At 62.5% G+C, this 11,877-nt stretch carries 13 protein-coding genes; 3 read left to right on the plus strand and 10 right to left on the minus strand.

Translation table 11 applies throughout. From position 1 onward, the window contains the following. The first annotated feature begins 143 nt into the window (after positions 1-143). A complete protein-coding gene (locus HX790_RS01660) occupies positions 144-1,151 on the plus strand; it encodes an NADP-dependent oxidoreductase (protein ID WP_017134454.1) in 1,008 nt (335 codons plus the stop codon). Between the two features lie 111 nt (positions 1,152-1,262). Here the strand turns inward: HX790_RS01660 and pyrF are convergent, their stop codons facing one another. After that, entirely contained in the window at positions 1,263-1,961 is a 699-nt protein-coding gene (gene pyrF / locus HX790_RS01665) for an orotidine-5'-phosphate decarboxylase (RefSeq protein WP_017134455.1), read from the minus strand. Between the two features lie 261 nt (positions 1,962-2,222). Between pyrF and HX790_RS01670 the strand changes: the two genes are divergently transcribed. Together HX790_RS01670 and HX790_RS01675 are read left to right on the plus strand one after the other, a co-directional pair. Continuing rightward, positions 2,223-2,987 (plus strand): response regulator, encoded by a 765-nt coding sequence (locus HX790_RS01670; protein ID WP_026013476.1) that lies wholly within the window; start codon positions 2,223-2,225, stop codon positions 2,985-2,987. After that, positions 2,987-4,021, plus strand: coding sequence for a HAMP domain-containing sensor histidine kinase (locus tag HX790_RS01675; RefSeq protein ID WP_017134457.1), 1,035 nt, complete (start codon positions 2,987-2,989; stop codon positions 4,019-4,021). The genes HX790_RS01670 and HX790_RS01675 overlap by 1 nt, the downstream gene beginning before the upstream one ends. Here the strand turns inward: HX790_RS01675 and HX790_RS01680 are convergent. The 9 genes from HX790_RS01680 to HX790_RS01720 form a co-directional block, all read right to left on the minus strand. Next, positions 4,018-5,079 carry an AI-2E family transporter gene (locus HX790_RS01680; RefSeq protein ID WP_176991171.1) on the minus strand — a complete coding sequence of 354 codons (1,062 nt, stop codon included), beginning with the start codon at positions 5,077-5,079 and terminating at the stop codon, positions 4,018-4,020. The genes HX790_RS01675 and HX790_RS01680 overlap by 4 nt on opposite strands. Before the next feature lie 73 nt (positions 5,080-5,152). Next, complete coding sequence (locus HX790_RS01685; RefSeq protein WP_017134459.1) at positions 5,153-5,971, minus strand: DUF4892 domain-containing protein; 819 nt, start codon at positions 5,969-5,971, stop codon at positions 5,153-5,155. A 102-nt stretch (positions 5,972-6,073) separates the two neighbouring features. Continuing rightward, positions 6,074-6,928, minus strand: coding sequence for an alpha/beta hydrolase (locus tag HX790_RS01690; RefSeq protein ID WP_099549014.1), 855 nt, complete (start codon positions 6,926-6,928; stop codon positions 6,074-6,076). Beyond that, positions 6,925-7,728 (minus strand): alpha/beta fold hydrolase, encoded by an 804-nt coding sequence (locus tag HX790_RS01695; protein WP_099549015.1) that lies wholly within the window; start codon positions 7,726-7,728, stop codon positions 6,925-6,927. Before HX790_RS01695 ends, HX790_RS01690 begins: the two co-directional genes overlap by 4 nt. Positions 7,729-7,825: 97 nt before the next feature. Beyond that, positions 7,826-8,269, minus strand: a complete 444-nt coding sequence (locus HX790_RS01700) for a hotdog fold thioesterase (RefSeq protein ID WP_138449178.1) — start codon at positions 8,267-8,269, stop codon at positions 7,826-7,828. Positions 8,270-8,299: 30 nt separating this feature from the next. Further along, positions 8,300-9,949: an AMP-binding protein gene (locus tag HX790_RS01705; RefSeq protein WP_176991172.1), complete on the minus strand. Its 1,650-nt coding sequence runs from the start codon at positions 9,947-9,949 to the stop codon at positions 8,300-8,302. 86 nt (positions 9,950-10,035) lie between these two features. After that, positions 10,036-10,485: a phosphohistidine phosphatase SixA gene (gene sixA / locus HX790_RS01710; RefSeq protein WP_176991173.1), complete on the minus strand. Its 450-nt coding sequence runs from the start codon at positions 10,483-10,485 to the stop codon at positions 10,036-10,038. Beyond that, complete coding sequence (locus HX790_RS01715) at positions 10,482-10,829, minus strand: DUF4389 domain-containing protein (protein ID WP_017134465.1); 348 nt, start codon at positions 10,827-10,829, stop codon at positions 10,482-10,484. Before HX790_RS01715 ends, sixA begins: the two co-directional genes overlap by 4 nt. 11 nt (positions 10,830-10,840) lie before the next feature. Beyond that, on the minus strand, positions 10,841-11,866 hold the full coding sequence (locus HX790_RS01720; protein WP_176991174.1) for an NAD(P)H-dependent glycerol-3-phosphate dehydrogenase: 1,026 nt from the start codon (positions 11,864-11,866) through the stop codon (positions 10,841-10,843). Positions 11,867-11,877: the final 11 nt, after the last annotated feature.

Consider the following 11,877-nt stretch of genomic DNA (forward strand, 5'->3'; position numbering starts at 1 on the left):
GGGGTTGCATGAATCGCAGTGATAAGACGCCCAGGCCAACTATCAGTCCAACCTATCGGCGGGCATTCGCAGCCCCCCTTAACCTTGCCCACAGGCCGCTGAAGGTCTATCACTCAGGGTTCACTTCTAACAGAGTCCCTGCCATGACTGCCCAGACCAACCGCCAATTCCTGCTCGCCAAACGCCCGGTCGGCGCCGCCACGCGGGAGACCTTTACCTACCAGGAAGTGCCGGTGGGCACGCCAGGTGATGGGCAAGTGCTGGTGCGCAATGAATACTTGTCCCTGGACCCGGCCATGCGTGGCTGGATGAACGAGGGTAAATCCTACATTCCACCGGTCGGCATCGGTGAAGTGATGCGAGCGCTGGGCGTGGGCAAGGTGATTGCCTCGAACAACCCGAAATTTGCCGTGGGTGATTATGTGAACGGCGCGCTGGGTGTGCAGGATTATTTCCTGGGCGAGCCGCGCGGCTTTTATAAGGTCGACCCCAAACTGGCCCCGCTGCCGCGCTACCTGTCAGCGCTGGGCATGACCGGCATGACCGCCTACTTCGCCCTGCTCGACACCGGCGCGCCCAAGGCTGGCGATACCGTGGTGATCTCCGGCGCCGCTGGCGCAGTGGGCAGCATTGCCGGGCAGATTGCCAAGCTCAAGGGTTGCCGCGTGGTGGGCATCGCCGGGGGCGCCGACAAGTGCAAGTTCCTCATTGATGAACTGGGCTTTGACGCGGCCATCGACTACAAAAGCGAAGACGTGCCCGCCGCCCTCAAGCGCGAATGCCCTAAAGGCGTGGATGTGTATTTTGATAACGTCGGCGGCGACATTCTCGACGCCGTGCTCAGCCGCCTGGCCTTGAAGGCACGGGTGGTGATCTGCGGCGCAATCAGCCAGTACAACAATAAAGAAGCAGTGAAAGGCCCGGCCAACTATTTGTCGTTGCTGGTCAATCGTGCGCGCATGGAAGGGTTTGTGGTAATGGACCACGCGGCGAACTTTGCCGCCGCCGGCATGGAAATGGCCGGCTGGATGGCCCAGGGCAAGCTCAAGAGCAAGGAAGATATTGTCGAGGGGCTGGAGACGTTCCCGGAGACGTTGATGAAGCTGTTCAACGGCGAGAACTTTGGGAAATTGGTGCTTAAAGTCAGCTGACCCGATCGTTCCCACGCTCTGCGTGGGAATGCAGCCCGGGACGCTCTGCGTCCCAAAGCGTGACGCAGAGCGTCACAAGAGGCGTTCCCACGCAGAGCGTGGGAACGATCATCAGGCGATTTCGGCGACGACTGCGGCCAGTGCCTTGGCCGGGTCCGCCGCCTGGCTGATCGGGCGACCGATCACCAGGTAGTCCGAGCCTGCATCCAGCGCCTGACGCGGCGTCAGGATACGACGCTGGTCATCCTGGGCGCTGCCCGCGGGACGAATCCCCGGGGTTACCAGTTGCAGCGACGGGTGCGCGGTCTTCAGCGCCTGGGCTTCCAGGGCCGAACACACCAGGCCATCCAGGCCAGCCTTCTGCGCCAAGGCTGCGAGGCGCAGTACCTGCTCCTGCGGCTCGATGTCCAGGCCGATGCCGGCCAGGTCTTCGCGCTCCATGCTGGTGAGCACGGTCACACCGATCAGCAAGGGTTTCGGGCCGCTGCGCTGCTCGAGCACTTCGCGGCAGGCGTTCATCATGCGCAGGCCGCCGGAGCAGTGCACATTGACCATCCACACGCCCATTTCGGCGGCGGCTTTAACCGCCATGGCTGTGGTATTGGGGATGTCATGGAATTTCAGGTCGAGGAATACTTCGAAGCCTTTGTCACGCAGGGTGCCGACGATTTCGGCGGCGCAGCTGGTGAACAGTTCCTTGCCGACCTTGACCCGGCAAAGCGCGGGGTCCAACTGGTCAGCCAGCTTCAGTGCGGCGTCACGAGTGGGGTAATCCAGGGCGACGATGATAGGAGTCTGGCAGACGGACATTGGAATGGGCTCTCAGGCAAGTCGAAATCGGCGCGGATTGTAGCGCAAGCGGCGCCGTTGCGGGATCCGATGATCGGTAAAATGCTGATCAAGCGCGCATAACCCAGTGTTTTAAGAAGATGTGTCAAGACTGATACATTCCCGACATGCCCTCAACACGCCCCGCGACTAGCCTCGCGCACATGACCGCTCGCCCGGCACTTCCAGCCATGGAGCCGGGCGCCTATGCTCAATGCAACAACCCAGGCAGATGATCGCACTATGCATACCCCTACCGTCTCTGTAAACGAAGAGCAAAAAAGCGCGGTGATCGCCGAAGACAAGCGGTGGAACACCCGCGCGCTGATCGTCGATGACGACCTGCCGATCCGTGAACTGCTGATCGACTACCTGGCCCGCTTCAATATTCTTGCCACCGGCGTCACCGACGGCACGGCCATGCGCACCGCCATGCAAGCCGAAACCTTTGATGTGGTGGTGCTCGACCTGATGCTGCCGGGCGAAGACGGCCTGTCGCTGTGCCGTTGGCTGCGCACTGAATCGGACATCCCGATTTTGATGCTCACGGCGCGCTGCGAACCCACCGACCGCATCATCGGCCTGGAACTGGGCGCCGATGACTATATGTCCAAGCCGTTCGAACCGCGCGAGCTGGTGGCGCGTATCCAGACCATCCTGCGCCGGGTGCGCGATGACCGCACCGAGCAGCGCGCCAACATCCGTTTCGATAACTGGCGGCTCAATAGCGTATTGCGCCAACTGGTGGCCGACGATGGCCTGGTGGTGCCGCTGTCCAACGCGGAATTTCGCTTGCTGTGGGTGTTTATCGAGCGCCCGCGCCGTGTGTTGAGCCGCGAACAATTGCTCGATGCTGCCCGTGGCCGCTCCATCGAAGCCTTTGACCGCAGCATCGATCTGCTCGTATCGCGCCTGCGCCAGAAGCTTGGGGATGACCCGAAAGCACCGCAACTGATCAAGACCGTGCGTGGCGAAGGCTACCTGTTCGACGCCCGGGATATCGGTTGATGCGCGCCACCTTCAATACGCTGTTTGGCAGGCTGTTCGGCGTATTGCTGGTGGCTATTGTGCTCGCTCATGTACTGGCCATTTTCTGGTTCCGTCATTACGGCCCGCCACCACCACGGCCCCAGGAAACCTTTGTCGAGCAACCAGACGGCACGATGAAGCCATTGGCCCGCCATCACCGCCCATGGTACGGCGGCCCCGTGGTACCGCTGACCTTCCAGTTTATCTCGCTGATCATCGCCGCCTGGTACGGCGCCAAACTGCTGAGCCGGCCGATCCAGCGCCTGAGCGCAGCGGCCGAACGCTTGAGCCTTGACCTCGATAGCCCGCCACTCGACGAATCCGGGCCACGGGAAGCACGCCAGGCTGCATCGACCTTCAACCTGATGCAAAAACGCATCCGCGAACAAGTCAGCCAGCGCGCGCGCATGCTCGGCGCCGTCTCCCATGACCTGCGCACGCCGCTGTCACGCCTCAAGCTGCGCCTGGAGCAGATCGAAGACACCAAGCTGCAAGGCCAGATGCGCCAGGACCTGGACGACATGATCGGCATGCTCGACGCCACCTTGAGCTACCTGCACGAACAACGCACCAGCGAGACCCGGCACTGGCTCGATGTGCAGGCGCTGGTCGAGTCCCTCAGCGAAAACGCCCAGGACCAAGGCTCGGACGTACAGTTCTCCGGCACGTGCGTACCGTTGCAGGTGCAACCGATGGCACTGCGTTCGTGCCTCAACAACTTGATCGACAACGCCCTGCGGTATGCCGGCACGGCGCGTATTGAGTTGGCGGACAGCCGTGGCGCCCTGGTGATCCGCGTGATCGACCACGGGCCGGGGATTGCGGCGGATAAACGCGAGGCGGTGTTCGAACCGTTCTTTCGCCTCGAAGGCTCGCGCAACCGCAACTCCGGCGGCGTTGGCCTGGGCATGACGATCTCCAAGGAAGCCGTAGAACGCCTCGGCGGCCACCTGAGCCTGGAGGAAACCCCAGGCGGCGGCTTAACCGCCGTGATGTGGTTACCGAGGGCCTAAAGAACTTTATCTTCGCGACGCTCCTGGGACTGGGTCGCGCTCCAATCCGTCAGCAGGCTGTAGGCCACCGCCAACAAGGTCGGGCCGATAAACAGGCCGATGAAGCCAAAGGCAATCAAGCCGCCAAACACGCCTAACAGCACGATCACCAGCGGCAGGTTGCCGCCTCGGCTGATCAGGTACGGCTTGAGCACGTTGTCCACGCCACTGATGATGAACGTGCCCCATACACCGAGGAACACCGCATAGGTGTAGTCGCCCTTCCATGCCAGCCAGGCCGTGGCCGGGATCCACACCAGCGGCGGCCCCATGGGGATCAGGCTGAGCAGGAAGGTGACGATGCCCAGCACCAGCGCGCCCGGCACCCCCGCAATCAGGAAGCCGATCAGCGCCAGCAGGGCCTGGGCCGCCGCCGTACCAATCACGCCGTTGACCACGCGCTGCACAGTGCCGGCCACCAACTCGATGTAGTAACCGGCGCGCTCGCCGATCAGGCGCTCCAGCAACCGATGGGCAAACATCGCCAGCCGTGGCCCATCACGGTAAAAGAAGAACACGAACACCAGGCTCAGGGTCAGCTCGAGGATACCGCCGCCAATTTGCGCACTGCGCGCCAGCAGCCAGTTACCCACCTGCCCCAGGTACGGCTTGATGCTGACCATCAGCGCCGCGCCCTGTTGGTCGATGCTGTCCCAGGTCGCCACCAGCCGCTCGCCAATAAAGGGGATCGAGTTCAGCCAGGCAGGTGCGGCGGGCAAGCCGTCAACCTGGATATCCTTGATCAGGCCGACCGCATCGCGCACATGGTCGGCCAGGTTGAACCCCAGCCACACCAGCGGCACCGCCACCAGCAACATCCAGCCCAGGGTCAGGATGCCCGCCGCGAGGGATTCGCGGCCACCCAGCCAGCGCGTGAGCAAACGCATCAGCGGCCAGCTGGCAAACGCCAGCACCGCGCCCCAGAACAGCGCCGACCAGAACGGCGCCATCACCCAGAAGCTGGCACCAAACAACACCAGCAGCAGGATTTGCACCAGTAGGCGATCGTTATTGAGCATCGGGTATCTCGAGAATAAGGCTGTAGGAAGAGAGCTTAGGCGAACGGCACGGGTCCGTTCGCCTTGATAACGGTCAGCGTATCAGATGCAGGTGCAAACCCTTAGCGTCACCGCTGCCGGTTTCCAGGCGGGCAGCCCGCACACCGCTGTCGATCAGACCCTGGCGCCAGGCTTCGGCGGTCGGCCCGGTGAGGCTCACGCGCAAGGTGGCGTCGAGGTTCAAGCCACGGGAAATCAAGGTCAGCCAAGTGGCGTCAGGCGCGCTGCCGAGTGCCGGAAAGTCCAGCTCGCCGGTGCTTTTCAGCTCGCGCAGCAAGGTTGCCGAGGTGGGCAGCAAGTCGCCCAACGGCGCCCCGGCGTCCAGTTGTTCTACATGCAGATAAGCCCGGCGGTTGCCGCGCGTTATGCCATACAGCGCCACCAACGAGTTGTCTTGCGGGGCGGCCAGGCGCAGCAGCAGGTATTCCTGCTGGCCGTCGGCGCCGACCAGCTTGGCATTGCCGAACACTTCATTGGCCCACAGGCTGCTTTCGCCGCAATCACGCGCCTGGCACCAGAACAACAGCTGCGCGCCCTTGGCCTGCAGCGCTTCGCGCGTCGCGGTAAATGCGGCGCTGGAGGTGTGCTCGGCAGGCAGCTCATAGGTGATTGCAGTGGTTTGGCCGCGCGCCGTAGCCTGGCCTTCGTAGCGCAACTGGCCGCTGATCTTGCGGATCGCGCCCATGGGGTAGATGCGTTCTTTTTCTTCGGCGGGGCGATAATCGACGATTTGCGCGTCGACCTGACGGGCCACGGTCGGCAGATCCTGGCTGCCTGGCACATCGGCGGCGAACACCAAGGGGCTGAAACAGCACAGCCCGAGGACACGGAGACATTCTTTACGCAGGCTCATCGGATGATTGAGCCCTGGCCATCGAAGTGCGCAGCGGTGTTGAGTTCGTACATGGTTGACTCCCTTTCAATCCGCCCAGCCTCGGCAGTTGACCCCGCCAAGTCAAGGCATGGAGAAAAACCGATTGAAACAGTCTGCAACAAGGATCGCGCCGGGCTCATCATTAAGGTGTAAATGATGGCCGCCCGGCAGCGTGTTCACCGTAAAAGGTAGCTGAGAAAGCAATTCGGAATGTTTCGCCAGCATGCCGTCAGCCGCGACGACCAATTGTGTAGGGCAACCCACACGTCGCACGAAAGCCATCGCCTGTTCATCGGTCAGGCGCATCGGCGACGCCAGGGTCAAGCGTGCATCGGTGCGCCAGGTATAGCCGCCCGGCACGGGCATCAAACCGCGCTGGGCCAGCAGTTCAGCGGCTTCACGGCTGACCGCCACCACGCCTTTCATGCGCGCTTCGACGGCCCGATCCAAGGTGCTGTAGACCGGTTTGCGCTTGTCTTGCAGGCTCAATTGCGCCTGCAACGCCATGCCGAGGCGCTCGGCGGCGTTCTCGCCAGCGGCGGTCGGCGGGATCACGCCGTCGATCAACCCCAGGTGTGTGACGCGTTCCGGCAGCGCTCCGGCCAACACCAGGGAAACGATGGCGCCAAGGGAATGGCCAAGTAATGCAAAACGTTTCCAGCCCAGTTGTTCAGCCACTTGCAGCACATCAAACACGTAATCCCACAAGGCGTAGCCGGCCCCGGCAGGCCGATGCGCCGAGTGCCCATGCCCGGCCATGTCCAGCGCAACGATGCGCAAACCCGCAAGCTTGGGTGCCAGCCGCGCAAAGCTGTTGGCGTTGTCCAGCCAACCATGCAAGGCGATCACCGGCAGGCCGTCTTCAGGCCCGAACAAATGCGCGGCCAATTCGATATGCGGCAGGCTCAGGCGCACTTCTTCGACGGGGTTGCTCATGCGCAGCTGCGCTCACGGGCTTCCCAGCGGGAAAACAGGTTCTTGATCAACGTCGCGGTGTCCTGAGGGCGTTCGAGAGGGAACATATGGCCGCCGGGCATGGTGAGCATTTCACCCATGGGCAGACGATCGACACCACTGGCATGGTGACGCATCACCACCCGGCTCTGACGCCCGCGCACCACCGCCAGCGGCACCTTCAGCTGGCGAACCTGGCCTGGGCTGGTATGGGGCACGCCTCGGTAGATACTGATTTCGGTGGCCGGGTCAAAGCGCAAGCGCAGGCGATCGCCCACCTGTTGCAGGCCGTGTTGCAAATACGCGTCAAAGCACTCCGGGTCGAAGCCGCGAAACAGCGTTTTGCCGGCGAAGTAGCTGCGTGCGGCGGCCAGGTCGCTGAATTCTTCACGCCGGCCCAAGGTACGCCCCGCCGGGGTCAGGCGGTCTATAAAGCCAAAACGTTTGGCAGCGCGAATTACCCAGCGGTCAGCGCGGGTCAATACCGGCGAATCAAGCATCACCACACCACGGTACAGCTGCGGGCGGCGCATGGCCGCGTGCAAGTGCAGCACGCCGCCCAAGGAATGGCCCACGCCCCACACCGGTTCCGGTTGCTGTTCCAGGTGATGGATCAGCTCATCCACCAGGTTCTGCCAGTTGTCATCCACCGGAAACCTGGGGTCGTGACCGTGCTGCGGCAAATGCGCCACCGCGTACTCCGGGGCCAGGGCGGCAAACAACTTGCCGTAAGTGGCTGAAGGAAAGCCATTGGCATGGGCAAAAAACACGTGCTGCGACATACAGGATCCATCTACGGGAACAGAAGTGAATTGTCACCAGCCTTGAGCCGTACAGCAATGACTGTAACCGCCAGGAATGATGACACTCACGCCACGCCTATCGTGCGGGTGGGTTCTCGCCCAACGGCACCACGGCCATGGTCAGGCGCGACACACAGCTGGCTTTGCCATCGTCGCTGGTCAAGCGAATGTCCCACACCTGAGTGGTACGGCCGATATGAATCGCCCGTGCTACCGCCCTCACCCGCCCGCTGCGCACACCACGCAAGTGGTTGGCGTTGACCTCAAGGCCCACGCAATAGAACTTGCTGGCATCAATGCACAGGTAAGCCGCCATGGAGCCGACGCTTTCGGCCAGCACCACCGACGCGCCACCGTGCAGCAGGCCGTACGGCTGGTGGGTGCGATGGTCGACCACCATGCTCGCGGTCAGCGACTCGTCGTCGAAGCTTTCGAAACGGATATCCAGCAGTTCACCGATGGTGTTTTTCTGGATGGCGTTGAGTTGCTCGATATTCGGTTGGGTGCGCCACAAGCTCATGAAGTCGTCCTTATTGGTTTTATTACGGTCCTAATCCTGCCACACAATCGGCTCACTGCGTTCGCTCCAGGCCGAAAATTGTGCACCGTAAGTCGACTCGATCACGTTGCGTTTTATCTTTAAGGTCGGCGTCAAAAAGCCGTTTTCCACCGCCCAGTTGTCTTTGACCACCACCAGTTGGCGCAAACGTTCATGCTTGTCCAGTGCGCTGTTGACCTGTTCCAGCCAGCGTTCCAGGCTGCTGCGCAGTGCCTGTCGGTCCTGGCTGCCAGCCGACAACACGCATAAGCCCATCGGCGCCAGCAAGCCATCGCCGACTACACACACCTGTTCGATGCGTGCATGTTCAGCCAGGCGGTTTTCGATCGGCGCCGGGGCCACGTACTTGCCCTTGCTGGTTTTGAAGATCTCCTTGAGCCGCCCGGTCAGGCGCAGGCGGCCATCGGCGTCCTGCTCACCCTTGTCGCCCGTGCGCAGGAAGCCATCGTCAGTGAGGGTTTCGGCGGTTTTCTGCGGGTCCTTGAAGTAGCCGAGCATGGTCGCGCCACTGCGCACCTGCACTTCACCCATCGGGTCGATGCGCACCTCGACACCGGGACACGGCAAGCCGATCCAGCCGAGCGTCTGTTGGCCAGGGCGGCATACATGGGAATAGCCGCAGCTTTCGGTCATGCCATACACCTCCAGCACATCCAGGCCCAGGCGTTGATACCAGCGCAGCAGGGCCTCGGGCACCGGGGCTGCGCCGGACAGCGCGATGCGCAGTGCATCCAGGCCCAGCCCGGCCAGCACTTTGTGGCCGACGCGCTTGCCGATAAAAGGCAGACGCAACAGGGTATCGAGGCGTTTTTCCGGCATTTTGGCGTAAACGCCCATCTGGAACTTGGTCCAGATACGCGGCACGCCGAACAAGGCTGTGGGCCGCGCCCGGCGCAGGTCGGTCAGAAAAGTCTCGAGGTTTTCGGCGAAAAACACAGTTTGCCCGGTATAGATCGAGGCCAGCTCGACAAACATGCGCTCCGCCACATGGCACAGCGGCAAGTACGACAGCAGCCGGTCGCCCTCGCCCAAGCCAAATATCTCTGTGCCGCGCGTGGCCGCAAATCCAAGGGCGCCAAAGGTTTGCATCACGCCTTTGGGCAGGCCGGTCGTGCCGGAGGTGTAGACGATGGTTGCCAGGCTTGCGGCATCCGGCGCGGGGTTGTCCTGGATCGGCGCATTGGCTTGCAGGTCTGCCCAGCTGAAATCAAAGTCGCCGGCCGGGCACAACGGCAAGCTGATGGTCGGCAACCCGGCCGGGATGCCGGGCGCCATCGCAGGCCAGTCATCCAGCTTGCCGATCAGCACCAGCGCCGCCTCGGAATGCGTGAGCACATGGTTGACGGACTCGGCCGTGAGGTTGGGGTACAACGGCACCGACACATGCCCGGCCATCCAGATCGCCAGGTCGGCAATGATCCAGTGCGCACAGTTTTTCGAGATCAGGGCAATGTGCGAGCCTTGGGGCAATTCCCGGGCGCGCAACCAATGCGCGGCGCAACGGGCCTGATGGCCGACATCGCCCCAGGTGAGCGTCTGCACCTCGCCGCCGCCGATGGGTTGCACCAGAAAGGGTTTGCGCGGGTGTCGCGCTTCACGTTCGAAGAAGACCTGCAACGGCAAACGAAAAGCGACAGGCATGGGACGCGCTCCTTTGTGATCCGATGATAGCCAACCAAGCACTTGCTTGGTTGACTATATAGCACACAAAGTCGCGATTGCTTTTCCTACGGATGCTTCACACTGACCAGGCTCATCAGCCCTGCCAGCGGAAAATCGCCTTCCAGCTCCGCCAGGCTGGCGGTGTGCATCGGCTCTGGCTGGCGCTGGTGACCATGCTGCAAAAAGCTGATCAGGCTGCCCACCAAGGGTTGGTGGCTGACCAGCAGCACGTTGTCATCGGTGTCGAGCTTTTCCAGCACTTGCAGCGGGTTGCCGTCGGGTGTCAGCCACGGCACGGTGCGGATCTGCGGCTCAAACCCCAGCGCGTCACGCACCAACTGCGCGGTCTGCTGCGCGCGCACATAAGGGCTGGCGATAATGGCACTGATGGGCTGGCCAATCAGGTGCGCAGCACTGCGCAACACTTCACCACGGCCATGCTCGGTGAGGTTGCGCTCGGCGTCGGTGCGCGCATGCCCTTCGGCTTCACCATGGCGCAAAATCCATAGCTTCACAGCTTTGGCTCCTCATCACGCACCGGGTGCGGCGCTGGCGGCACGCTGTGGGCGGCTTCGCCTTCGGGTGCGCGTGGGGTTGGCCAATCGGCAAACGGCCAAGGTTTCTGTTCAGTATGAAAGCTGCCGAAACGGCCGATCTGCGCCAGGAACTGGCTGAGGCTGTCGCCAAAGTTCATCAGGCCCAGGTTCGGCGCGCCGTAGATCAGGCGATAAATCAGCTGCACCACCACCAGCGCACCGAGCAGGAACTGCGCCACTTGCCACACCAGGGCAAACACCAGCATCCACAGGACGCGCAGCAGGATGGACTCGTATTTTGGGGTGTCTTTAGGATCGTTCATGTGCGCGTTCCTCAGTTGAAACCGCTGGTGGAAATGAAGTCGACGTCGGTCTTGGGCTCGGCGCGCATCAGCACCTCGATCACCTGGTCCAAGGTGCGCCCTTCAAACAGGATCGCATGCAGGCCGGCGACCAGCGGCATGTACACACCGACTTCCTGGGCCTTGGCCTTCAACACCTTGAGGGTGTTGACGCCTTCGGCGACTTCGCCCAGGCGCGTGACCGCGTCTTCCAGGCTCAGGCCCTGGCCGAGGGCGAACCCGACCTGGTAGTTGCGGCTTTTGGGCGACGAGCAGGTGACGATCAAGTCACCTACGCCTGCCAGCCCGAGGAAGGTCATCGGGTTGGCGCCCTGGTTCACGGCAAAGCGGGTCATCTCCGCCAACGCGCGGGTGATCAGCATGCTTTTGGTGTTCTCGCCCATGCCCAGCGCCACGGCCATGCCGGCGATGATCGCGTAGACGTTTTTCAGCGCCCCGCCCAGCTCGACGCCGAAGCGGTCGCCACTGGCGTAGACGCGGAAGGTACGGCCATGCAGCACGGCCTGCACACGTTCGCACAGTGCTTCGTCTTCACTGGCCACCACCGTGGCGGTCAGCGCGTGCTCGGCGACTTCCCGTGCCAGGTTCGGCCCGGACAGCACGCCGATGCGCGCCTGCGGGGCGATCTCGGCGAGGATTTCGCTCATCAGCTTGAAGGTCTGCGCCTCAATGCCTTTGGTCAGGCTGACCAGCAGCTTGCCGGCCAGGCGTTCAGCGTGGGGCGCCAACACCGAGCGCAAGGCGCTGGAAGGCAGCGCGACAAAGCACAGGTCACAGTCAGTCAGCGTGGCCAACAGGTCGGTGACCGGCTCCACCACCGGATGAATCTTGATGCCTTTAAGGTAACGGGGGTTTTCCCGATGCACGCGGATGGCCTCGGCCTGCTCGGGATCACGCATCCACTGGCGCACCGCGTGGCCGTTCTCAGCCAGCAGGTTAGCCACGGCGGTACCAAAACTTCCGCCTCCCAGGACCGCAATAGGGCGCTGTTCAGTCATATGCAATCCGT

Origin of the sequence: Pseudomonas sp. IPO3747 (genome assembly GCF_013385245.1) — a bacterium.
GTDB lineage: Bacteria > Pseudomonadota > Gammaproteobacteria > Pseudomonadales > Pseudomonadaceae > Aquipseudomonas > Aquipseudomonas edaphica.